Annotated in this window: 20 protein-coding genes and 1 pseudogene; 13 read left to right on the top strand and 8 right to left on the bottom strand. The window is 58.6% G+C overall.

From position 1 onward, the window contains the following. Positions 1-59: 59 nt before the first annotated feature. The 6 genes and pseudogenes from EFR00_RS21155 to EFR00_RS21180 all read left to right on the top strand — a co-directional run bounded on the left by EFR00_RS21155 (position 60) and on the right by EFR00_RS21180 (position 9,540). A complete protein-coding gene (locus tag EFR00_RS21155) occupies positions 60-1,238 on the top strand; it encodes a glycosyltransferase family 2 protein (RefSeq protein WP_077989927.1) in 1,179 nt (392 codons plus the stop codon). Beyond that, on the top strand, positions 1,232-4,231 hold the full coding sequence (locus tag EFR00_RS21160; protein ID WP_077989926.1) for a trifunctional glycosyltransferase/class I SAM-dependent methyltransferase/polysaccharide deacetylase: 3,000 nt from the start codon (positions 1,232-1,234) through the stop codon (positions 4,229-4,231). Before EFR00_RS21155 ends, EFR00_RS21160 begins: the two co-directional genes overlap by 7 nt. After that, positions 4,228-5,308, top strand: a pseudogene (locus tag EFR00_RS21165) (glycosyltransferase family 2 protein). The gene EFR00_RS21160 and the pseudogene EFR00_RS21165 overlap by 4 nt, the downstream one beginning before the upstream one ends. Beyond that, positions 5,301-7,052 (top strand): ABC transporter ATP-binding protein, encoded by a 1,752-nt coding sequence (locus tag EFR00_RS21170; protein WP_077989925.1) that lies wholly within the window; start codon positions 5,301-5,303, stop codon positions 7,050-7,052. Before EFR00_RS21165 ends, EFR00_RS21170 begins: the two are co-directional and overlap by 8 nt. A 5-nt stretch (positions 7,053-7,057) precedes the next feature. Further along, positions 7,058-8,167: a glycosyltransferase family 2 protein gene (locus EFR00_RS21175; protein WP_179363796.1), complete on the top strand. Its 1,110-nt coding sequence runs from the start codon at positions 7,058-7,060 to the stop codon at positions 8,165-8,167. A 1,166-nt stretch (positions 8,168-9,333) separates the two neighbouring features. Further along, positions 9,334-9,540, top strand: coding sequence for a hypothetical protein (locus EFR00_RS21180; RefSeq protein WP_004676311.1), 207 nt, complete (start codon positions 9,334-9,336; stop codon positions 9,538-9,540). Positions 9,541-9,885: 345 nt separating this feature from the next. Here EFR00_RS21180 and EFR00_RS21185 read toward each other — a convergent pair whose 3' ends face one another. The 8 genes from EFR00_RS21185 to EFR00_RS21220 form a co-directional block, all read right to left on the bottom strand. Continuing rightward, positions 9,886-10,374 carry a hypothetical protein gene (locus tag EFR00_RS21185; protein WP_164519046.1) on the bottom strand — a complete coding sequence of 163 codons (489 nt, stop codon included), beginning with the start codon at positions 10,372-10,374 and terminating at the stop codon, positions 9,886-9,888. Positions 10,375-10,644: 270 nt separating this feature from the next. Then, the gene (locus tag EFR00_RS21190; RefSeq protein ID WP_077989924.1) at positions 10,645-10,893 is read right to left on the bottom strand and encodes a hypothetical protein; all 249 of its coding nucleotides are present in this window, start codon (positions 10,891-10,893) and stop codon (positions 10,645-10,647) included. Between the two features lie 102 nt (positions 10,894-10,995). Beyond that, positions 10,996-11,703, bottom strand: a complete 708-nt coding sequence (locus EFR00_RS21195; protein WP_077989923.1) for a TfuA-like protein — start codon at positions 11,701-11,703, stop codon at positions 10,996-10,998. Continuing rightward, the gene (locus EFR00_RS21200; RefSeq protein WP_077990037.1) at positions 11,700-12,875 is read right to left on the bottom strand and encodes a YcaO-like family protein; all 1,176 of its coding nucleotides are present in this window, start codon (positions 12,873-12,875) and stop codon (positions 11,700-11,702) included. Before EFR00_RS21200 ends, EFR00_RS21195 begins: the two co-directional genes overlap by 4 nt. A gap of 41 nt (positions 12,876-12,916) precedes the next feature. Then, positions 12,917-13,129, bottom strand: coding sequence for a hypothetical protein (locus EFR00_RS21205; protein ID WP_077989922.1), 213 nt, complete (start codon positions 13,127-13,129; stop codon positions 12,917-12,919). A gap of 21 nt (positions 13,130-13,150) precedes the next feature. Then, positions 13,151-14,995 (bottom strand): AfsR/SARP family transcriptional regulator, encoded by a 1,845-nt coding sequence (locus EFR00_RS21210; RefSeq protein ID WP_077989921.1) that lies wholly within the window; start codon positions 14,993-14,995, stop codon positions 13,151-13,153. Between the two features lie 9 nt (positions 14,996-15,004). Continuing rightward, on the bottom strand, positions 15,005-15,430 hold the full coding sequence (locus EFR00_RS21215) for a helix-turn-helix domain-containing protein (protein ID WP_038690697.1): 426 nt from the start codon (positions 15,428-15,430) through the stop codon (positions 15,005-15,007). A gap of 227 nt (positions 15,431-15,657) precedes the next feature. Further along, positions 15,658-16,290 (bottom strand): class I SAM-dependent methyltransferase, encoded by a 633-nt coding sequence (locus tag EFR00_RS21220; protein ID WP_077989920.1) that lies wholly within the window; start codon positions 16,288-16,290, stop codon positions 15,658-15,660. A gap of 523 nt (positions 16,291-16,813) precedes the next feature. Between EFR00_RS21220 and EFR00_RS21225 the strand changes: the two genes are divergently transcribed. The 7 genes from EFR00_RS21225 to EFR00_RS21260 all read left to right on the top strand — a co-directional run bounded on the left by EFR00_RS21225 (position 16,814) and on the right by EFR00_RS21260 (position 24,243). Beyond that, positions 16,814-17,662 carry a DUF6030 family protein gene (locus tag EFR00_RS21225; RefSeq protein ID WP_077990036.1) on the top strand — a complete coding sequence of 283 codons (849 nt, stop codon included), beginning with the start codon at positions 16,814-16,816 and terminating at the stop codon, positions 17,660-17,662. A 469-nt stretch (positions 17,663-18,131) separates the two neighbouring features. Then, positions 18,132-19,205 (top strand): endo-1,4-beta-xylanase, encoded by a 1,074-nt coding sequence (locus EFR00_RS21235; RefSeq protein ID WP_077989919.1) that lies wholly within the window; start codon positions 18,132-18,134, stop codon positions 19,203-19,205. Positions 19,206-19,236: 31 nt separating this feature from the next. After that, the gene (locus EFR00_RS21240) at positions 19,237-20,388 is read left to right on the top strand and encodes a glycosyltransferase (RefSeq protein ID WP_039621504.1); all 1,152 of its coding nucleotides are present in this window, start codon (positions 19,237-19,239) and stop codon (positions 20,386-20,388) included. Beyond that, on the top strand, positions 20,388-20,876 hold the full coding sequence (locus EFR00_RS21245) for an acyltransferase (RefSeq protein WP_009983921.1): 489 nt from the start codon (positions 20,388-20,390) through the stop codon (positions 20,874-20,876). Before EFR00_RS21240 ends, EFR00_RS21245 begins: the two co-directional genes overlap by 1 nt. Before the next feature lie 42 nt (positions 20,877-20,918). Beyond that, the gene (locus EFR00_RS21250) at positions 20,919-21,893 is read left to right on the top strand and encodes a glycosyltransferase (RefSeq protein ID WP_077989918.1); all 975 of its coding nucleotides are present in this window, start codon (positions 20,919-20,921) and stop codon (positions 21,891-21,893) included. A 113-nt stretch (positions 21,894-22,006) separates the two neighbouring features. Further along, positions 22,007-23,284: a glycosyltransferase gene (locus tag EFR00_RS21255; protein WP_077989917.1), complete on the top strand. Its 1,278-nt coding sequence runs from the start codon at positions 22,007-22,009 to the stop codon at positions 23,282-23,284. Continuing rightward, the gene (locus tag EFR00_RS21260) at positions 23,281-24,243 is read left to right on the top strand and encodes a glycosyltransferase family 2 protein (protein ID WP_009996573.1); all 963 of its coding nucleotides are present in this window, start codon (positions 23,281-23,283) and stop codon (positions 24,241-24,243) included. The genes EFR00_RS21255 and EFR00_RS21260 overlap by 4 nt, the downstream gene beginning before the upstream one ends. Positions 24,244-24,248: the final 5 nt, after the last annotated feature.

Consider the following 24,248-nt stretch of genomic DNA (forward strand, 5'->3'; position numbering starts at 1 on the left):
CCGCATTCCGGGCGCGGCTTTGCGCCGGCCTGTGCTCGTGATGCGTTGAGAGAGTAACGATGCAGGAAATCATTCCGTCCGATCTGGCGACTGTCAATTTTCCCGTACCGATTCACTATCTCGATCTCGCCTCGCATCAGCCGGATGCCGACGCGGCGCCGATCTCGGCCGGGCTCGTGGTTTTTCTCGCCGACGGCCTGCCCGTCGGACAGGCCTATGTCGACAGGCCCGAGGCCGCGGCCGAGCTTGCCGGGCGTGTCGTGCGGCCGGATACGCTCGCGCATGCGCGTCAGGTCGCGCAGACGGCTCTTCAAAATCGCGACGTCAGCATTCTGATCTGCACCAAGGACCGGCCGGAAGAGCTGCGCCGGTGCCTCGCCTCGATCCCCGAGCAGTCGCTGACGCCGGCCGAGATCATCGTGGTCGACAATGCCTCTTCAGGCGACGCGACCCGCCGGGTGGTTGAAGAAGCAGGCGCCACCTATGTGCGCGAAGACCGGGTCGGGCTGGATTTTGCCCGCAATGCCGCCATCCGCGCGGCGAAAACCGAATTCGTCGCCTTTACCGATGACGACGTCGTTCTCCACCAGCGATGGCTGGAGAACCTGATGAAGGCGTTCGACCGGCCGGAAATCGGCTGCGTCACCGGGCTGATCCTGCCCGGAGAACTCGCAACGCCGGCGCAGTTCATCTTCGAAAAACACTGGGGTTTCGGCCGCGGTTACATCAGGCAGGATTTCGGCCGGGATTTCTACGACAGTCACAGGCGATACGGCGCGCCGGTCTGGACGATCGGCGCCGGCGCGAGCCAGGCTTTCCGCCGCAATGTGTTCGACGAGATCGGCCTGTTCGACGTCCGCCTCGATATGGGGGCGGCCGGCTGTTCGGGCGACTCCGAATATTGGAACCGGCTGCTGCATCACGGCCATGTCTGCCGCTACGAGCCGACCGCGGTTTCCTGGCACTTTCATCGTAAGGATATGCAGGGGCTGGCCAGGCAGATCCGGCAATATATGAGCGGCCATATCGCCGCGCTGCTGGTGCAGTATCAGAACACCGGCAACGGCGGCAACCTTCGGCGCATCCTCATCTCCTTCCCGAAATACTTCGCCGGCAGGTTGCGCAAACGCCTGCGCAAGGGTGCCACCTCGCATGATTTCTTCCTGAAGCAGGAGATGCTCGGCAGCGTCAGCGGCGCGCTCTACGTCCTGCGCCGCTGGAAGATGCGCACATGGTGACAGTTGTGGCGCCCGAAATTTCCTTCCTCATTCCTGCTTATAACGCCGAGGACACGCTTGCCGAAGCGCTGGCCAGCCTGCAGCGGCAGACGAAATCGAACTGGCAGGCGGTGGTGGTCGACGACGGTTCGAGCGATCGCACCTGGGAGCTGCTCGAGGTAATTGCCGCAGCCGACAGCCGCATTGTCGCCGCCCGCCAGGCCAATGCCGGCGCCGCGGCGGCCAGAAACCATGCCGCCCGCCTGGCCGCAGCCCCCCTGCTCTGCATGCTCGATGCCGACGACTGGCTGGATCCGGCCTTCATCGAAACCATGCTGCCGCTGGCGGAGGATAGATCGCCACTCGCCATTGCCTATTGCTCCTACCGCCGGGTCGCCCCGGACGGCCGGCTGATGCCGGTGGAACAGGCGCCGGTGCTCGCCGGCGATGCCGCCAGGCGCGAATTCTCGTCCTTCTGTGCGCTCGCCATTCATACGGTGGTCTTTCCCAAAAGCCTCTTCGAGCGGGTCGGCGGCATGGATGAGCGCCTGCAGACCTGCGAGGAATGGGATCTCTGGCTGCGCATGGCCTTTGCAGGCGCAGAATTTCGCCGTGTCGACGCCTGCCTGGCCTTCTATCGCATGAAGCCGGGCTCGCTTTCCGGCGATCCGGTGAAACTGGTGCGTGACGCCATTTGCGTGACGACGAAGGCCGAGGCGCTGCGCCTGCAGCACGGCTTGCCGGCCGAGGGGCCGGAGACCGGCTGGATCACGCCGGCCGTCAGCCGATTGCGCATGCTCGTCTGGGTCGTCGCGGCCAAGCACGATCCGAACCTGGATATAGCGGCCCTCGCCGCACTGCTGCCGGACATCCCGGATGCCGCAGGCTATGAAAGCTTTTTTGCCGGCGTGATCCTGCACGGCCTGCAGACCGGCCTCCTCCCCGACCGGGCAGACGATCTCATCGATGCGCCCGAGCAATGGTGGCCGACTTTCCATCTGCTCGTCCAACTGATCCAGCGGCATTCCCTCCCCGGCACCGGCCGCAAGATCCTCGAAGCCGCCGCCTGGCAGTTATCCGCCGGCAACCTGCGGCGATCCTTCACGCTCGGCACGATCCAGGTGGTGAGCGTCGAACTCGGCGCGCTTTCCAGGGTCGCCAGGGCCGAACAGGCCGATACGCTGATCATGCACGGCTTTTCCGGCGACGAGCATGTCGGCACCTTCGTCGGGCCGCTCTGGGGCGATCTGTCGATCCGGGCGCAGATCCGGCTGATCCTGCAGGAGATGCAAGCCGGAGAACATCTCGAGCGGCAGCCCGCCCTTGCTTATGCCGCCGCCTGGACAAGGGAGGCGCTGCGCGGCTACCGAGCCTTCGGCGGCCTCATCATCCGCAGCGGCCGGCGGCGCGGGCGGCTCGAACGGCTGCTGGCGCGGACCGGCCGCAATGCCGTCCTGGCCCGGGCGCCGGGCGACGGACAGGATAATGACGCCCGCCTGTCCAATATCCTGCGCGATCTCGAAGGCGACCTGCCGCCGGCGCGACGTGCTGCGGCCGCGGCCCCGGCGAAGGAAGAGCGGCCTCCCCAGGCTCAGTCGCCAGAAGACTATTGGGAGCAGATTTTCGAACGCCCGGATCCGTGGAATTACCTCTCGGTCTACGAGCAGGTCAAATATGCGCAGACATTGAGCCTGATCCCGCAGGGGACCGAATCGGCCCTGGAACTTGCCTGCGCCGAGGGGATCTTCACCGAGAAGCTGGCGCGCGCAGTCGGCCGGGTGACGGCCACGGATATTTCGCAGCGGGCGGTCGACAGGGCGGCAAAGCGTTGCCGCGATCTCTCCAATGTCGAGCTCCGGGTTCTCGACTTCGTCGGACAAGAGCTTCCACCCGATCAGGATCTCATCCTCTGCTCGGAAGTGCTTTACTACATGAAGGATGAGGAAATGCTTGCCGGTGTCTGCCGCAAGATGGCGGCAGCGCTAAGACCGGGAGGCTGTCTGATCACCGCCCATGCGCATCTGCGCCAGGACGAGCCCGGACGAACCGGCTTCGATTGGGGCCATCCCTTCGGGGTCGGGACGATCAAACGGGTTCTGGCCGAACAGGCCGGGCTTGCCCTCGACGAGACGATCGACACCGAGCTTTATGCCATCCACCGCTTCCGCAAAGCGGCCGCGGCCGATCCCATCCTGCGGGTCGAGCCGCACGGAACGCCGATGGAAGTCGATGTGGCAAAGCACATCATCTCAGGACCGGCGGGCGTCGCGCGCGAGGCCGCATGGGCAACCGAGGTGACGACCTCCATCCCCATCCTGATGTATCACCGGATCGCCGAGGACGGCCCGGCCGCGCTGCGGCGCTTCCGCACGCCGCCGGAAATGTTCCGCAAGCAGATGCAATTCCTGCGGCGGCACGGTTATTACGCCGTGACAGCGCCTACGCTTGTCAATCTTTGGCGCAGCGGCAAGCCGATCCAGGGCCGGCCGGTCATGCTGACCTTCGACGACGCCTATCTCGATTTCCGCACCAACGCCTTCCCGATCCTGGCCGAGAATGACTTCAGCGCCGACGTCTTCGTCGTCACCGATAAAGTCGGCGGCCGCTCGGACTGGGACTGTGCCCACGGCGAGCCGGCGCCGCTGATGGCGTGGCCGGATCTGCAGGAACTGCAAGAGAAAGGCATCAGCTTCGGCTCCCATCTCGCCTCGCACACGCCGGCGACCGCGATGGAGAACGACGCCTTGCTCGCCGAAGCCCTGCGGTCGCGCCATGCGCTGGAAAGCCGACTGGGCAGCCCCGTGGTTTCCATCGCGCTGCCCTACGGCGCCACCGACTTCAGGGTGCCGGGCATTCTTTCCCTTGCCGGTTACACGATCGGCCTCACCACACGCGCCGCAACAGCCGGCTTTTCCGACAATGTCTTCGGCCTGCCGCGCCTCGAAGTCCGCGGCGACCGACCGCTTGAAGCCTTCCCCGCACTGATGGGCCTGCCCGGAGCCATTATCGGATGACAATCATCACCACCGCAGCGACCCCTCTGATCACCGTCGTCATTCCGGCCTACAACGCCGAAAAGACGCTTCTCGAAACCTTGCAAAGCGTCTCGAACCAATCCTACGGCAAACTCGAAATTATTGTGGTCGACGACGGATCGCGGGACGGCACCTTCGCGCTTGCGAGCGACTATAGCCTCACCGATCGCCGTGTCCGGGTTCTCCGGCAGGCCAATGGCGGCGTTGCCCGCGCCCGCAACCACGGCATCGGCGAGGCGCGGGGCGCCTATGTGGCGCCTATCGATGCCGACGACGTATGGCATCCCGAGAAGATCGAACGGCAGCTGCAGTCGCTGCAAAAATTTCCCGGCGGCCACGGCGTCGCCTACAACTGGTATGCGGCGATCGACGAAGACGGCGTCATTTTCGGTCATTCACGCCCGGTCCTGCATGAAGGCAACATCTTCGAACCGCTGCTGCGGGAAAACTTCATCGGCAATGGCAGCACGCCGCTGATGCCGCGCGCCGAGGTTCTGGGCTGCGGCGGCTACGACGCCGGGCTGCGCGACAGCGGCGCCGAGGGCTGCGAGGATCTGAAGCTATATCTCGCCTTGGCCGAGCGCCTGCCCTTTGCGCTGGTTCCCGATTTCCTCACCGGTTATCGCTTCACCCGGGGAAACATGTCGAGCAACGCCTATCGAATGCTGAAATCCCACGCCCTGGTGATGGCGCCGATCATCGAGCGCTACCCGCATCTGAGGCGCGATATCGAGACCGCCAAATTCAACACGACGCACTGGTATTTCAACAAGGCCCTTGCGAACCGCGACTATCTCCAGATCAAGAAGCTGGCGCCGATGATGATGCAATGTGGCCCGCAGCTGATCGTCCATGGCCTGCGGCAGAGCTTTCGTCTGGCGAAACGCCACGGCCTGCGCATTGCAAGACAGATCCTGCGAAAGCCTTCGGCCCGATCGAAAACCCACTTTGCGGGTGCCGCCGTTCCTGAGGCCGGCACGCGGTTCAGCGATCGTTTCATGCCGTTTGGGCGGCGTGCTCAGCCCGATATCGTCGCGGATGGCCGACAATGAATAGGTTCCGGACATCCGCCTCCCGGCCGGGCGGCGCCTACAACATGGTCATCGCGGCCCGCTACCGCGAGCTTCTGCAGCTCGTGCCGGCGCTGCGGCTGAAGATGACGGTAATGATCATCCTCGGCATTCTCACCGGATTTTCGGAGATGGTCGGCATCACCTTTCTGGTGAGCCTCGTCTTTGTTCTCGGCCAGCAGGGCGCAGCTTCCGGCTCCGCCGCTGCCGGGCTTCCGGCGTTTTTCGGCGGCGTCGATCTCAGTCTTTCCAAACCCGTGCTGATCGGCATCCTTATCGCCTCCATTCTGCTGCGCATTCTTCTCGGATTCGTCAATTCGCTGATCACAAGCGCGATCAACCACAAGATCAGCGATCGCATGCGCGACCGTCTCTACGCCAAGATCCTGACCATCCCGTTCCAGCGCTTTCAGCACTATGAGCGCAGCGATCTGATCAATGTAATCGCCACCGAAGCCTATGCGGTATCCTCGGCACATGCGAGCCTGGTGCGTCTGGGTGTCAATTTCGGCACGATCGTCATCTTCGGAATCGGCATGCTTGTCATGGCCTGGCCGATCGCCTTGCTTGGGCTAGCCTTCGGCTTCATCCATAACTTCGCCTTGGGGTTCTTTGCCGGCGCCTATCGACGCCTCGGCGCTTCGGCGCTGGCCGCCGTCGAAGCCTTGACGCAGCTGAGCTGGACCACGCTGCAGACCTTGAAGGCGGTCAAAAGCTTCGGCCTCGAACAGCGCCACCAGCAGCTCTTCGCGACACTTTCCAGCGAAGTCGGCCGGACCTGGCGCCACTCGGACTGGATGGGAGCGGTGACCTCCCTGCTAAGCGAAATCCTGACCTTCGGCGTCATCCTGACGATCATCCTGTTCTCGGAATTCCTGCCGGTGGATTTCAAGGCAGCGCTTTCGGCCACCATCCTTCTTTACAGGCTTCAGCCGCATATCAAGGGATTCGACTCCCAGATCCTGCGCCTTTACGAGATGGAAGCGTCGCTGCAGAACGTGCTGGCGCTGCTTTCCGAAAAGGACGACGCCAAGCAGGCCGCCAAAGGCCTGCCGGTCACTCGCCTGGCGGAAGCCATCGTCTTCCACGACGTCTCCTTCACCTATGAGCAGGCGAACGCGCCGGCCGTTCAAAACCTAAACTTCTCCATCAAGGCAGGCGAAACGACGGCTCTGACCGGGCCAAGCGGCTCCGGCAAAACGACAATCCTGAATATGATCCTCGATCTTACCCGGCCGACGCGAGGCAGGATCACGATCGACGGCAGGGACCTGGCCGATGTCGACCGCGCGAGCTGGCTGCACCTGCTCTCGGTCTCGGGCCAGGATGTCGAACTGATGGAAGGCACGGTCTTCGACAACATCCGCTTCCGCCGCGATATCTCCGATGAGGACGTCAGGTGGGCCGCCGATGTCGCCTGCGCCACGGAATTCATCGAAAATCTGCCGGAAGGCTTCGACGAATGGCTGGGCGACGAGGCGGTGCGGCTTTCAGGCGGACAGCGCCAGCGCATCGGCCTGGCGCGCGCGCTGGCCGGCCGGCCGCAGATCCTGCTCCTGGACGAGGCCACCAGCGCGCTCGATGAAAATACCGAGATGCGGGTGTTTTCGGCAATCAAGGAAGATGCCGGCCGAACGCTGATCGTCGTCAGCCATCGCCCTGCGGTCGCCAGGATGATGAAGAACCAGATCGATCTTCGCCCGCCAACACTCGCATCGAAGCTCGGGTGACGGCGATGGAGATGTCGACCACGGCAGAAATTTTAGTGGCGGTCGTGATCCCCGCTTTCAATGCCGGGGACTACATTGCCCAGACGCTGCAATCTGTCATCGATCAGACCCACAAGGCGCTGGAGATCATTGTCATCGACGACGGCTCGACCGACGAGACCGCCTCCATCTGCCGCCGCTTCGCCGCCACCGATCCGCGGATCCAGCTTCTGTCGACGGAAAACCACGGCGTCGCCGCGGCGCGCAATACCGGGATCGCAGCATCGAAGGCCGGCTATCTTGCCTTCCTGGATGCGGACGATCTCTGGCATCCGACCTATGTCGAAAGAATGCTGTCGGCGCTCCATCCGCTGCCCGAGGCCTGGGGTGCGGTCTATGCCCTGCACCGTTTCGTCGATTCCGAGGGATATTGCACGCGGTCCGGCTCGTCGCTCAGCGCCCGGGAATCCATTCTCATGCGCCATCTCGTCTTCCGCTTTGTCGGCAATGGCAGCGGCTTCATGGTGCGCCGCGCCGTCATAGACAAGATCGGCGGCTACGATCCGAGCTATGCCAATCAGGGAATCGGCGGATGCGAAGACTTCGATTTCGAACTCCGCACCGCCGAGCATTTCAAGATCGAGGCGGTGCCACTCGGCCTGGTGGGCTACCGCGTTCACGCCGCGGCCATGTCTGCCGACAGATCCCGAATGGCGCAATCGCTTCTGGCCGTCTATGAGCGATGCGTCGCCCGCAATCCGCAGCTTCCCGCTTTCGTCGTCAGCTGCGCCCGCGCCTCGGCCCACCTTTATGCATTCTCTAAATTTGCGGCTTTGAAAGATTGGCACAGCGCCGCGACCTCGCTCAAGCACGTCTATCGTCATAGCCCAATGCTTGCTGCCAGCGTCATCATTAAGCTGATCTTTTCAAAAGCGACGAGAGCCGCAAACAGGGTGCTGTCCAAAGCCCGGCCGCCCAAGCGGCAAAAGCAGCCTGATTTCAAGAAATTCGAGGAAATAGATCCTGTTATGCCGCTGGTTGGCGGATGGTCTCGTTTCCGGACGAAGGCCTTGTTCCGGCGCTTGTCGGAGATCGACCGTTGTGGCGGAGATTGCGCTGCGATCTCGAAGAGATAGCCGGTTGTAAAGGCCGGCACCTCCGCTCCGTTGGCAACTATTCTTGCTTTTTCAGTACAGATCGAACACCGCGACAAATGTTGGTCGAAGCGGAAATGAAAAAACTGTGGGAAACCGAGGTCAACCAATAATAAGCTGCGACAATATCAAGCTAAACTGCAATGTTAGCTTCGCACAGTGCAAGAAGTCTTACGAGAGGACCCGTCATCCACCCCGGCGGGTCCTCGACTTCGTTTGACGGCAGAGCAACGGTCATGATCGCTGCATCACTCCCGCGCCGACGACAATATGCGATGGGTCTTCGGAGACGACCCGGATGATCGGCAAGCAAGGACCGGCCTCGCGGTGCCGCCGAATGTTTCCGCTTCGCGACGAAATTGCCGACAGCAAGCCGCTGTCATAAGGATGATATTGACACTATATAGAGATATATAAAGCTCATCTTTATTGAGAACAGCAAACACTTCTTGCCGTCATTAACCATAAATAACTTAATATCTCAAAATCTACACTTATATACAACCTTTGTCTGAAATATATATTTTTACCTTTTGATAAAATTTTAATTTAATCGTATTTCCCGATTAACGTTATTTAATAAATTCCTCCACGGCATTGGCTTACATTGCTGTCGAAAACATGAAAAATAATCAGCTTCTTTCCCGCCTTGCCTTCGCCGCAGCGCCGCGGCCGGACAACACTCCGGGAGAAGCCGCTGCAACGAGACCCAACAATCCCCGGCATCGGCCGCCATCGCAGAATGGGCAGCGCAATTCACCCGTCGACAATGGCGATCGTGAAGCCGAACAAGCTTTAATAACCCAATAAATCAAAGGATTATAATTGGTGATCACGCTGCGGACAGAACCGTCATTGGCGCGCCTTCGACCGTCTATTTCAACCGCGCCAGGTGGTCCGAGACCGTCCAAAGCGAAGACCAGCAGCGCAAGAAATACCACGTTCGATCGATTGAATCCTGACAGGAAATAGTCAATCCGTCCGCACGAAAGACTTCGCTCAATTCAACACGGCGCAATGTTCTCTAACAGACCAAATCTGTGTCGAAATGGTCGCACCTCGTCATTGAATTAACCTTTCATAAAGCATTTGCTTGCTCAACTTATAATTTGTGTCATGGTCACTGCAAGTAGTGAGGAGCCGACCTGATGAGTGATATGGCATCGCAGATTCCGGAATTTGGTTATGATGAACGCGTGATGATCTGCCGGAAACAGATCGAGAAGGCGGTTTATCAGTTCATTGCAAACACGAAGGTCGAGGGGTGCGATCCGGCGGAAGTCGCAATGGCCATCGCGGACATTGCCGACGATTACATTTTACTGCTGGCCCAGAAGCGCAATTTGACCCATTGAGATAGCGATCGGCCGGCCCGGCCGATCATCAGACGAGCGCTGAAATCAACCTCGCCGCCGTCTCCCCGCCCGGAGACAACGTCAACGAAATCGCTTACCATTCGTTTCGACCATCTATTTGCGCCTCGAATACCATTCGAATAAGCGACAGCCCAAAGACCCCCGGATTTACCAAACCACGATCCAAATCGATATCTGAACAGATCGATGGCGGGGCCCGCCTATCCAGCAACACGCATCCATTGCCGCAGAGACACCAGTGCCCTTGATCGCCCTTTTCCTGCCGGGCGCCTCAAGACGCGCGCGGAGAGAGGGCGGCCTTTTTTGCCGGTGTTGCCGCCCCGGTCAATCGGCCGGGTCCAGCGCGCAAAGCAGGCCATGGACGGGTATCGCGGCCAGTCTTTCGCGCTTGATGTCAACCCGCCAGGCCTTAACCACGTTCTCCGATCGAAAGTTGCCATCCGGCTGTTCCACCATCCTGCCGAGCGCAAAGACGGAGTCCTGAGGAAACCGGCTCGACGAGCAATAGCTTGGCTGCAGAAGTTCGTGGCGAGGGCTGGGCTTGGCAATCGTCACCTGATCGATCGTGCTCCAGACGGGAAGGTTTCCATCCCTGCCGGTCTGGCGCTGCAGCACCAGCAAGAGCTTTGCGCCGCATTTGAGCTCGGCTGCCGAATAGGCCGGGCCTCCCGCCATTCCGGCCAAGGCCGTTCCACTGACTTCCACGCAGCCCTTCGCAGCGGGAGGCGTCGATTTTCCCCGCGCCTCGCTGGCATGGCTGGCGGGCGGGATCAGAGCGAGAAGAGCGGCGATCGCAGGAAGAGATCGTGACATGTTTTTCCCGCCTTTCACAGAGCAGCTGAATTTCACGCGGCCCCCCTCGACCCGGAAGCGAAGACCGTAGCCTTGATCGGAGATGAGTCAATATCCTGCGATTTACGCAGCTGCGGCCGCGGTGGTTGGCGGCCGACCTCGTCGTTGGAGAGCTCCGAAAGCTAAAGCGCGTCATATCAAATTTGATTGACGCAACGCGCTTTAGCTCTTTGTCTTTATGCATTTCGTTGTCCCGGAACCGCTGCACAGTTCCGGGCGACATGCATTGGACTAATGTCTTTTTACGCTCACTTGCGGAACCGGGGAGCTCAATTCAGCCAGATCCCTGGTCAGTCCCTCCCCGACTTCCTGCTTCACCGCCTCGAGAGCAAGATCGAGGCAATTCGTCGCGAATGGCAGTTTGACATCCTGAGCAACCTGTCGCGCATAGGCGATCATTCGCGCCAGAGCGAGCAGTTCCTCCAGACCCTCTTCCGTCCTGAGGTCTGTATTTATGTTAGCAGCCGATGTCACGCCCATGCCCATTTCTCCAACGTATTGAAGGAACAATACGCGGGCTGGCGTGGCCAAGCCCGTGAAAAAAGCGTGACACAACTCCCGGTGACGATTACCGATTTCGATTCACAATGCGAGCCGTGTAGGAAATGCGGTCTCGTGCAATTTCCAGGACAGGTCGGCATTCACGCGAATATCGGCGGTTGCCTGCACTGCTTTTAACAACTCCAGCGCATCGATGCGCTTTTGATCGACGGAATGGGCGACAAGGGCCGTCAATAGTTTCGCACGTTCCGGCGCGGCTATGCCGGCGCATTGCTCGACGATCGCCCGCCACGTTCGCCTCTTGAAGAAAACCGCGCTCGCGGCATTTTCAAGCTCGCGGCGCACCCCTCCTAGGAGCAGTTCATTCCTTTCCATGGCGTCGAGCGTGGCGCTGACATTGACGAGCGGTATCGTCAGCGGTTTGCTGCCCAACGCGCTCGGCGCGTGTACGAGCGCGACGGCGGCATCATCGACCAGCCGGCCTGAGCGGTAGTCTTCGAAAATACGGCCGATCCCGATCATGCCGAACGAATGGCATTCTGCAGCCCGCAGCGCGCCCATGCTGGCCGCCCCCAGCACCGTTACACCATGGGACAGAGCGTGGAGAATTTCCTTATGCCAGACCGGCGCGGCATATTCGAAGCCGCCATCGATCAGTCCGATGACATTGGCACCCTGTTCCGCCGCAGCCAAAACATCCCCCTGCGTCGCAGGCTGCAGGACGCGTATCGCCTCGCCGGCAAGTGCGGCTGCGTCGGGAAGACTGGGACCTGCGAAAATAACCTTCAAAAGCCGATCGCCCTCGCCAGCGCCCTTGTTCCCAACCGCCGAGCACGCTCCCCCTCCGGATTTTCGAGCGCAGGAATAACGACCTTGACGACGCTGAAGGGAAGCGTGTCCTCGCTGAGGCGTACGGCTATGACCGAACCGATCCCTTTTGTTCGCAAAGCCTCCAGCACATGCTGCAGCATCTGCGTGAGATTCCCTAGCCGATGTTCCGGCGCCGGGCGTGGCGATCCGGGAACTGCGTCGAAGGCTCGCCGCATCAGCGGCGGCAAGGATCGCGTAAAGGTGGCTGGCGAAATATCGTCCCTCGCTCCGCTGATGTAGGTGAGCCGCGATTGCACGGCTTCCGTTACCGCTCGAATGGCCGCGCGCACCGGAGAGGGATGGGCCCCCGTGCCGCCGGTCACCTCGACAAGGCGGAAGTCCCTGCCGCCGTGGGGATCCCGCGGGTCTGGAACGCAATCCCCCGGGCCCAGCATGGCGGTGTAACAGGGAATGGCGATGTCGCTGGTGATATCGAAGAGCCTGAGCGCCAATCCGGACGCGTCGATCTTGTCGATCAACCCGTCCAGGGCGCCATCCTGGAAACCGCGGGGATCGACGCAGCCGGCATAACGATCCGCTTCCGTGCTGACTTGCCACAGCACATGCGCGTCCCGCTCGATCCGCTCGAGCACACCGTGAAAGATCGCTTCCTGGATGTTGTTTCCCGAGGCCAGGCCGTCCGATGACATCCAGTACCGGGCATCGCGCGTACGGTCGAGCACCACCGCTTCAAAGGGGATGTAAATCTGCCCGCCGCTGAGCATATCGATGCCGGCCACCCAATCCGTCTCCTCGTCTGGCCCGAGGTCGGGTTTATGGATGGCGATCAAGCAGTCCAGCCTATCGATCTTGTGTCCCATCGCCCGCAGGCTGGACGCGCTGCCGCGGAACCGATCTACGAAAGGTTCGCCGGCAACGGCCCGTTCCAGGGCTTCCATGACGGTGGACACTTTGGCATCGACATCGGTCAGGCCCTTTCCCTGAGCAATGACGATCGATCGCGAATTCGGGGTATATGCGCACCAGACGGGGATTCCAATATCGTCGAGCCCGGTATGTCGCGCCACCCTTGTAATGCCGAATCTGGCCAACAAGGGCTCGACGCGGGAAAGGGTTTCCCGCGGCGATATGATCCTGTCGGAATATGTCGATTGATCCGTCAGATGCCGGCTTAGCCGTCGAAGTGACCGGAAAGGGCAACCTGCGCCGACGAAACGGCGACAGCCAGATCGACGCCCTTCACGATAATGCCGCCGGCTTTGCGCAGGTTGCTCGCAGTCGCCAAGTCCCCCGTCGGATTGAGCGGCGTAACCGTGCCCGCGTCGAGATCGACGAGCCAAAGACCAGTCTCGCCCGGTATTCCTATGATAACAACTTTCGTCATGTAAATGCCCCTCAGCTATTGTTAAAAACCGGCCCTCAACAGGCCCTCTCGATAGAGCTCTTTTTGCCACTGTTCCTTCATGGGAACAATGGCGAGCCACTTCTCGACGTCGAACACCGGGTTGATGCTTTCGGCGCGTTGCCGATGGAAGAGTGCCCGTTTCCGATCGCCGATCATTGCGCAACTGGCCGCGGCAATACGATGGGCCGGCGCTTTGTCTTTCATCGCCTCGACATAGGCGATGGCCTCCTCATACTGTTCCAGAAAGAAACTGGCTCCGGCAGCGCACCACAGATAGGCGTCGGGTGCGATCGGATTGAGCGAAATTGCTTTTCTGATCTTTTCGAGCGCGTCGCCGGGGCGGGATGCATGCACGAGCGTGTCGGCATGGCTGTAGATGACATCGGCAAAATGCGGGCTGAGCTCTTCCGCCAGATGAAGGGCCTCGACGCTGGCATCGACATCGCCGAGATAAAGTTTGGTGACGCCAAGCTCACGATGGCCTGCCGCCGATTCCGGATCCCGCTCGATCGCCCGAAGCGCATTCTGCTCTGCCAGATGCAGCAGCTCGTTGTTTCCTTGCGCCGTGACGAGCCATTCGCTGGTGAAGGTTCTTGCCAGTCCCGTAAACGAGGCGGAGAAATCCGCCTTATACGACAGCGACTGCTTGAACGCCTTCCTTGCCCGGCGAATATGCGGCAATGTCAGCTTGCTCATCAAGCTAGAGCCGACGAGGTAGGCGTGGTAGGCCCCGGGATCGGCCTCGAAACGCAACCGCTCCTCCTCGTTTTCAGCCAGCTCGCGGGCCACCGACTCGGTCAACTGCTGGGCGATCACCCGCCTGTGGCGCGGCAATGTAGCGCGCGTCATCGCAAAGCGGTTGGCCCAGATGATCTCATCCGTGGGAAAGTAGATCAGCTGCGCGAACAACCCCTCTTCCGAAAGTCGAGTGTCCAGAAGATAGGCGATCGAGTGCCGTGCGACCACCGCAGCCTTCTCGGAGTCGCGGCGGATCTGGCCGGCCGTATGCGGCGCGACGATGGAAATGTTTCGAAGTGCGCACAATTCTATGGTGACGTCTTCGATCAGGGCGTTGGCAAGGGCAAGTCCGGCATCGGCATGCTTGGCTGTCGGGGGAAGCAACACCAGACGAGGCAGGATCAGCGGCGCCGCCGATATGCGTTCGATGTTGGCCGGCTGGCTGCCAGGCTCGGAGCGCTTCACCTCCACCCTTGGATGGCCGTCGTCATTTGCCGATCTCTCGGAAAACGATGAGCCGCGGGATATCTGGTGCAGCAGCGCCCTCACCTGCTCGTCATTCGGATCCCGCTCGAGGACTTGCAGGGCGGCGCTCGAAACGATGCGCGCCGCGCCGGGCTTCTGCACTTCGGGCAGCGCCTCCAGCAATGCCTGCCGCAATTGCAGCGCCTGGGCGTCTCGCTGCGCCCTGATCCACGCATCGATCGGCTTTGTCGCAGGCTTGATATTTCCGATGAAACCGCGCTGGGTCAATTCGGCGATCGCCTGCAGCCGATCCAGCGGCGTACCGCCGGCCCGAAAGACATCCAGATCGCTGCAAACCACCTGCGTGTTGAGGCGAACCGTCGTGGCGGTGAAATCGAAGGCTATTTCGGCGCGGCCACCGTCCATTTCGCGGATGCGCGACAGCATTTTGCGCAGATTGAGCCGCGCCAATTCCGGCTCGACGTCGCTCCAGAGAAACTGCGCCAGTTCATAGCGGCTGAGCTCATGGCTTGCCCCGGCATAGAGATGGGCCATCATCAACAGACCTTTGATCGGATAGCGAACCAGCTCGCCATTCGTCTCGGTCAACCGCAGATCGCCAAATGTCTGCAGATGAAGCACGATCCATCCTCAGTTGTGCGCCACCGGATCCTGCAGCTCGCTGTCGATGTCGGGCAAGCCCGTAACCGCCAGGCTTTTGGCCAGTGCCACCAGTTTTTGCCTGATATTCGGATCCTCAATGGCGATAAACGCCTTGTTGAGCGCCAGTCCTTCCTTCGACGACAGGAATTTGTTCAACTCGCTCGTCTCACCTTCGATCGGTCCGGCACCGCCGTTCTCGAAGAAAAAGCCGACGGGCACGCGAAGGATCTCGGAAATGCGCTGAAGACGGCTGGCGCCGATACGATTGGTTCCTTTTTCGTATTTCTGAATCTGTTGAAAGGTAATGCCCAGAAGTTCAGCCAAACCATGCTGGGTCATCCCGAGCGTCTTTCGCCGAACTCTCACGCGGTTGCCAACATAGACGTCGATCGAATTCGGCGATTTGGCCTTCATGAAAACAAGTCTCCCGCTTTATCAGCACGCCCGCTGTATAATGGAGAATTTGCGCAAGAATGCAACTAAAAGTAAATATTTTGTAAGGATTTTTTTCAGCGCTGCACACAGTACAAACAACCTGTGGATTACCGCAGGCGCGTACAATGACAGCTATATAAGGAGTACATTATCGCGCAAGTCAGAGCGAAGGCGGATCGTCAAAATCTGCCTGCCGCCCTGTCTTCCTAAAGAGGCTTTTCAGCCACGGCGATCATCGACTTGGCAAGAGCAGGTATCCTTCCGACATATTCGAAACGAATACTGTGGAATCCGGCATCAAGCAGCAGCGTGCTCAGGGTGTTTCTCGACCAGAACTTGATATGTCCATGATCCTTCAGCGGCATGAAGTGATCATCCATTTTCCCAAGCGCTGCCAGGGCGACATTCTTCAGATAGCCATGATAGGGCGTCGATACCACGGCGATGCCGCCAGGCTTGACCAGATCATACATTGTCGAGGTGAAGGCCTTGGGATCATAGACATGCTCGACCACCTCCAGGCTGATCACAGCGTCGAAGGTGCCGTATTCCCCGGAAAGCTCGTCATAGGCCGAACCGACATTCAGCGGCAGCCCGGGATATTTGACATTGGCTTTGGCGATGCCATCGCTTGAAGGATCGACGCCGACGACGCAATATCCCTCTTTCGCAAGAGCTGCGGCCGCCCCGCCCGTGCCGCATCCCAGATCGAAGACATCGGCCTTCGCCGAGCCCGCAAAATGGCCTTCCAGCACCCCAAGCACAGTTGGCAGGATGTAGGAATGCGCGGTTGTCGGTTTAGCGTGGATATAGGTGGTCGCGTCCAGTTCGACGGACATATCCTCTCCTTTCTGCAAGTTCGCGGCAGACCCTATAGAAGAATACGTCGAAAATTGGGTAAAACCCGGCAAAACTGGATGTCCATCAAGAATATAACCGGTAGTTTTTAAATAAAAATCTTAACCTTTGCGCGAAACATGAAACAAAGATGGCAGCAGCAACGGATGGCTGCACGCACTGAGATTGGATCTGAACCGGTCACTCTGAAATCTCGTCGACATAAGCAAGAAAAACCGGAAGAGGCCGAGAAGCATAGGAGACTGCATTGACCGTTTTGCCTGTCACGGCCGCGGATCATCCGCGATCTTGGCTGCGGCCATAGCGGCCGGTGCATTTGAGAGTATCAAGATCGGGAAATTCAAGCCGCTTCCGGCAGATCTGAAGCGCGCGCTTCTTGCCGATGACACGCCCGACGCGGCAGAATGCCGAACAGCAAGCCAAAGATATTTAACGGATGGATGTATACTGCTGTATCAAGACAGCCCGATCGAAACCCTTCTCGCGTATTCGGAGAAGATAAGCTTGCCCGACAATCCGTCGCCCGTATATGCGAAACAGCCTGTGAGAAAACCGCGGATTCCCGTGGTCTTCTGGTTGCTGCTGACGATTTCCCTGTCGCTCATCATCGGAACCGTGCTTCTTTCCAACGACATGAAGCACTTGAGGACGATCGATCGCTATTTCGGCCTCGATCTCTTTTCATATGAGGTCAAGCCACCGCCACCGAAGGCGCTTCCCCGCCCGGCACCACCGGCCTCCGTCAGGCTTCCCTTACATGCCTTCGCACCGCCTATGGCGCAGACCGCATCAACCTTTCTGCGGACGTGGCGCATCTCAGGAGCGGCAATGTGCGCTGCCCTGCGCGACGCCGGCATCCAAACCAGCGATTGGGCGGCAGCGAACTTCAACGCCGCTACCTTCGAATGTTTTTTCGAACACAGCGGCAAACGTGAAAATGATCAACTTCCCAGTTCCATCTTCGTCATTGTTCGCGGCGACGCAGCCGGCACGATCAACAACATGCGCGTGAAGATCATCAATCCAGAGACCGACCAGAACGGCCAGCTCGACCCGAGTATCCTGCGGATTTTCGAGGTCATGCTCAGCCAACCGCAATGGTTGGATTTTCATGAGGCGCTGAACGCAATCAAGAATCTGAGGGAGATCAAGGAAGACGGTTTCGGCGCCAGCATCACCTTCAGCCGCGAAGTGCTCAACCCGGAACGCTACAATTTTACGCTCTCGCTGAATGCGGCCTCGGGCCCCCAACAGAGAACGAGAAATTATTTTTCCGACAGAACCTGGCTTCCATCGCCGGAGCCGACGGCTGAGACCGACCCCGCGCAATCGGCGCCGGCATCAGCGCAATAAAACGGGAATGAGCAGCTGCGGACGCAGGTCGAGGCCGCCCGCGTGACCTGTCTGTCAGGCATGCGACCTGCGTCGTCGTGACGCCGGGCCAGAATTTGGTAAAGCTCTTTTCAAAACTGTCCCCGCCCGGTCGTTCGCTGCCGTAAAAAACCAAGGCTGCGCACTGTAGGTCATCGAGACGAGAGAAATCGTTTCGAAGGGTCGCCATAAAAAAACGGCATTTTGAAATGCCATATGAAAAACGCTCATTACGCAGCTGAACCAATCTTCCATCACGAGCGTCCTCCGGGAAGATCTATCTCTTGGCACAGACTGAAAAGCCTAGCGGATACAGTATTCGCTCCAGGGAAAGTAAGAGGTTGCATCACTCCGCCAAAGCAAACGCAACTCGGTACGGAACCGCCGCAAACCGACCCGGCTGCCGCAAGTTCGGTCCCGGACATGAGAAAAGCCCACAGCGAGGATTAGAATGAACAGAAGACGTTTCCTCGCTTCGCTTCCGCTCGCGCTGTCTTTTGTTCAGGCGGGCGCGGTCCTGGCCAAGGCGCCGGCGGAACCAGGGCTGCGCGCCCTTGCCGACAGCAAATCGTTACGGTTCGGATCGGCAATCGACCTGCAAAATATTGGCGATCCAGCCGCCTGTGAGCTCTATGTCGACAATGTCAATTCCATAACGCCGCGCAACGAATTGAAGTGGAAAGCGACGGAAAAAAGTCCCGGCGTTTTTTCCTTCGGTGGCGCCGACAGGATGGTTGCATTCGCACGAAAAAACAACATGAGGGTTTATGGGCATACGCTGATCTGGTATCGCGCCCCGGATTGGGTGTCTGAGATCTCCGACGCGCGAGCCCTCCGGACGGTCATGAACCGTCATATAAAACAGGTTGTCGCTCGCTATAAGGGCTCCGTCGATGCCTGGGATGTGGTGAACGAGCCGTTGGAATATGATGCGCCCGACCTCAGAAATTGTGTTTTCCGACGCCTTCTCGGCGACGATTACATTCGCATGAGTTTCGATATGGCGCATGAGGCCGATCCGGCTGCGACGCTGGTACTCAACGAAACGCATCTTGAGAAAAAATCCGACATTTTCGAACAAAAGCGCGTGCACATTCTCAAAATCGTCGAGAAGCTCGTCGCCAGCAAGACTCCGATCAACGCGGTTGGGCTGCAGGCGCATTTCCGCCCGGGTCTCGACCGGATCGATCCGGAGGGAATGGGGCGTTTTTGCGCGGCTCTGAAGGATATGGGTATCGGTGTCTATATCACCGAACTCGATGCTTCCTGCCACTTCCTGAAGCACGACCAAGGCTTCACGCCGGCCGCCTACGCCGATATTTTTCGTGACGTGATCACCGTGGCGGCCGAACGCGGCGACTTGAAAGGCGTCACCGTATGGGGCATGTCGGAAAAATACGGCGAGCCCGATGAAACGGAGACCGATGCCGATGCAGCCTGCACAAAGCGCATTAATCTCTACGATGAAAACAACGCGCCGCGCAGTTCAGCTGATGGCATCCGGCGGGCAATAGAGGCGATGTGATGCGCAAGACAACGGAGACGTCGACAGATTCATGAAAAAGGCAGTTATTTATGTGGAAAAATTTCTGCCTGCCAGCCAGGCATTTGTCCTCAATCAAGCGGTAGCGTTTCGTTCGTTCGAGGCGGAAATTCTTGCCGGTACGCGAATTTCCTCGGCCCACACAAAAAAATCCACTGTTAAGGTTCACGACATCCGCCGGTCCCCGATCGCGCGGGCCGGTGAACTGCTGTTGAAAATTCCACAGGTCGGCCTGCCTTCGCTCTTTCCCGCGATCGGCCGGGCCGATCTGGTTCACGCGCATTTCGGCAAGAACGGCTACGTCATCGGTCCCTTGGCGCGGGCCGCCGGCAAGCCGCTCGTCACAACGTTTCACGGCTTCGACGCCACCTATCGCGGCGATCCGAAAAAACCGGGCGGCTTCAATCAGGTGCGCTTCTTCGCCAAGGGCCGGAGCGAGATGGCCGGTTGGAACAGCTGGAACATCGCCGTTTCCGATTTCATCCGCGACCGGCTGCTGGCGCTCGGTTTCCGTGCCGACCGCGTCTATCGCCACCACATCGGCATCGATCTCGATCTCTTCAAAATGGAACCTCGCCCCCGAAAAAAGGGACTGGTGGTTTCCATCGCCCGTTTCGTCGACTATAAGGGCCACCGCTTCATGATCGACGCGCTGTCGCGTGTGGCGGCGACCGGCACGCCGGTCGAATTCGTCATGGTGGGTCAGGGACCGCTGAAAGAGGAAATCGAGGCGCTAGCGCGTCGTTCCTTGCCAAGCGTCACGATCCATGAAAATCTGTCGCAGACTGAGATAAGGGATCTGCTGGCCAGTGCAGAGCTTTATCTCCACGGCAGCGTGACCCTCGACAATGGTCACGCAGAAGCGTTCGGCCTCGCCAATCTTGAGGCCGAGGCCGTCGGCACTCCGGTCGTCGCATTTCGCTCGGGAGGCGTGGGCGAAGCGATCGAGGAGGGGAAAACTGGCTATCTCGTGGAGGAGCGGGATGTCGCGGGAATGGCGGAAGCGGTTGGAAAGCTGCTCAACGACCAGGCCCTGTGGACAACCTTCAGCGCGCGGGCACCGCTTCTGGTGGCCGAGCGCTTCGACATACGTCGACAAACGGGGATGCTCGAGGACTATTACAGTTCCGTGCTAGACGAATTTTCCAGCCGGGGTCGGACTTGATGGTGCAGATAGGAAAGAAGCCGAAGTGGGGACTGAACGTATTTCGGCCGCTGCGGAACGGAATCGTCAGGGCCAAGTGGCTCTACTATACGAAATTCTGGGGAATGGACATCGATCCGACGGCAAGCTTTTCCTTAAGCGTGCGCTTCGATAAGACCAACCCGAAAGGCTTGCATATCGGCGCTGAGACCTATGTCGCCTTCGAAGCCGCGATCCTGACCCACGACCTCACGCGCGGCCTCTATCTGCACACGAGGATCGGCAAACGCTGCTTCATCGGCGCCCGCAGCATCATTCTGCCCGGCGTCGAAATCGGCGATGAGTGCGTCATCGGCTCGGGCTCGGTGGTGACCAAGAGCGTGCCGCCGCGCTCGCTCGTCGCCGGCAACCCGGCAAAGATAATCCGCAGCGACATCAAGATCATTTCGCGTTACGGCCGCATGGCGAGGAATGAGTCATCGGATGCATTTAAGGCAGCAGGCGAATAATTGAAGCTTTCCAGATTAGGCGCAGTGTCTCCGAGGAATGATATGACAGGTATTAAAATCACCGTGTTGTTTTCTACCTACAATGGTGCAAGGACGCTTCCGCGCATGCTGGATGCACTCTGCGCCTGTACACTTCCGCCAGGTCGTTGGAAGATCGTCGCGGTCGACAACAACAGCACGGACGATACGGCCAAGATTCTGGACTCTTACAAGGACCGTCTCCCGCTCGAGGTGTATTTTGAGCAGAAGCAGGGGAAGGAAAGCGCGTTGGCGCTGGGGTTTCGCCACTTGGAGGGCGACCTCGTCGTTTTAACGGACGACGACGTCATTCCGGATCCGGATTGGCTCGACCAATTCATCCGCCTCTCTGAAGAACAGCCGGAATTCAGCATATTCGGAGGACTTATTTTACCCGAGTGGGAAAGCCCGCCAAGATTTCCGTGGCTTCTGAAGGATAATCGCGCAGCCATCCTCTATGCCCTGAACGAGAGCCTCGAGGAAGGCCCCACCTTAGCCGGATATATTTTTGGTCCAAATTCAGCGTTCCGCCGCGCCATTATCGGATCAGGCTATGTGGTGCACGATAATCTAGGGCCAAATGCATCGGTTAAACAGTATCCAATGGGGCAGGATACCGCCTTCGCAATGCGGCTGGAGGGCGCCGGGGCAAAAGCCTACCATTCCCGCCGCCCAAAAGTCCGTCACATCATTAAGTCAACCTATGTCGAGGAAGACTGGGCAATAGCGCGCGCCGAGCGCTATGGAATGGGTATGGTGGTGCTCCGCTCGGCGCTCTTCGATAGAAAACGAAAAATCGCTGGCGTTCCAGCAAGCACTGCCCTTCTCTGGCTCGCAATGGCACCTGTCTGTTCGCTGTTTCGCAGACTGCCTTCTGGTGAAACACGCTTTAGGTTGCTTTGGAAACAGTCCCTACGACAAGGCATCTTACATCAATTTATAAAGCAGCGCGGTGCTCGCGCCCATGCGTCTGAACTGGGGGTTCGCGCCGGTGGCTAAGCATTTTGAAGAGGATGGCTTTAGTACCGCTAGCCACGTCGAAGCCGACAACTAGGCTGAAGGGCCTGGCTCACAACCACGCCGCAGAACCAATATCATAGACGAGGAATAACTTGAAAGTTACGTACTTCTCTCTGTCTTTTCCCGAGCTGACACAAACCTTCGTCTTTAACGAGATGAAAGCTCTCGGGAATCTAGGCGCCGATATTGACGTTGTCGCTTTGAGCCGACCGATCGACAATATATCGACTTTGCCAGAAAATTATGGATTTGCCGATCGCATTCGATATGTGACAGCGGTTAAGAGACGCTCAGTCCGGATAGCAATCATGGCAAAGGGGGCGGCTGAGCTTCTCTCACGCGGAAAAATACGCGCGCTTTGGCGCCTCCTCACTTCTCGTGACGGTGAGATCAATTTGCCGATCTCATTGAAATTCAGTATCGCCGCCAAACTTCGATCAGACGGCGCAACGGCGAAAGTCATCCATTGCCACTTCGGACCGGCGGGACGCGTCGTCGCGCATCTGAAAAGGCTCGGGCTCATTGACGCTCCAATAACGACTGTTTTTCATGGGTATGACCTCACACAATATATGGACGGTCGATCCCCGCGGGTCTATCGCGAGCTTTTTGAACAATCTGACCTCTTGATTCCGATCAGCGATCTGTGGCGCAGCCGCTTGATCGACCTTGGGGCCCCCCCGGAGAAAGTGAAGACGATCCGCCTTGGGATCGATTGCGAGGCGTTTGGCTGCAAGGCCAGAAGCATCGTCCCGGGTGAGAAAATACGCCTTATAACAATCGGGCGAATGACAGAGAAGAAAGGACATCGTTTCACTATTGAGGCTTTTTCTCAGCTTGTGTCTCGACGGCCAGATCTGGATCTATCGCTCGACGTCATTGGCAGCGGACCGCTGCTCGACGACATGCGCAACCTCGCTCAGGATTTGGGGTGTGCAGACCGGATTCATTTTCACGGCGGCATGGCTCACCAAGAGATCAGACGACTTTTAGGTCAAGCACATATCTTTGTACTGCCAAGCGTTACGGCTGCCGATGGGGATATGGAAGGCATACCCGTGTCAATCATGGAAGCTATGGCAATGGGAATTGCCGTTATCAGTACCCAACACAGCGGTATTCCAGAACTAGTCAGTCACAAGCAATCAGGTCTGCTCGTACCAGAAAGCGACACGGAGGCTCTATCGCGCGCGATGGAGCAATTGATCATCAGTCCTCACCTAATCCAAGCGATGGGATTGCAGGGGCGTCGGATTGTCGAAGAAGAATTCAACGAAGAAAAGCAGACACGCGCACTGCTTCAATCATTCAACCGCATCACTGAGCAACCGGGGTCTCGTTCCATGGACCGACTGACGGTGCAAGAATGACGACGTCAGATGATTGTGTAGAAGTTTCTGTCATCATAGCTGCCTTCAATTGCGCCAGCTTTATTCGGCGTGCGATTATGTCAGCTTTGACTCAGGATCACCCCGCCCTTGAAGTCATTGTTGCGGACGATTGTTCCACCGATGATACAGTCGACGTTGTCCGCCAAATGATGGCTTCTGACAACCGCATTAGGATTACTCGTCTCCAAAAAAACAGCGGCCCCTCGGCCGCCCGCAACGAGGCTATTAGAGCTGCTAGCGGAAAATGGATAGCGGTTCTTGATGCCGATGATGCTTATGCGCCTGGACGGATAAGCCGACTGGTTGAAGCTGCCGAAAGGCACTCTGTGGATTTCGCAGCCGACAACTTCCTTTATTTTGATGCCCAATCCGGAGAGATGGGGAAGCCCGCCCTGTCCACGACTCCAAAAGAGGAACTGGTCGATCTTCATGCTTTCCTACGTCAAGCGCGCCCTTACGCAACAGAAGCTGACTATGGGCTTTTGAAACCACTCTATCGGCGTTCATTCCTCATCGAACACGATATAGCTTACCCAACAGAGCGGCGGCACGGAGAAGATTTTCTTATTTACGTCAACATTCTTCTGCACACGGGCCGCATGCTGCTTTTGAGGGAACCTGGCTATATCTATACGACCAGATCCTCAGGATGGAGCCGCACGGTAGTCGACTATCGGGATCAGGTTGAAGCGACAGCCCGCCTGATGAAAGACCAAAGGGTCGCAACCGACAAATCGGCAAGGCACCTTCTTTTAGCGAGGAAAAAGGCACTCCTCCGCTTATCCACAGAGCGAGCATGTCACCACCATATGGTATCAGGAAACCATGTCACTCTAGTTCGCGCTATATTTGGCGATTTTTCGAACGCGGATATTCCCCTGAGAATTCTAACCCGCGCGATCACCAAGAAAATCGCAAACAAATTCAAGAACGCATAGGACCC

This window comes from Rhizobium sophoriradicis, assembly GCF_003939025.1.
Lineage (GTDB): Bacteria > Pseudomonadota > Alphaproteobacteria > Rhizobiales > Rhizobiaceae > Rhizobium > Rhizobium sophoriradicis.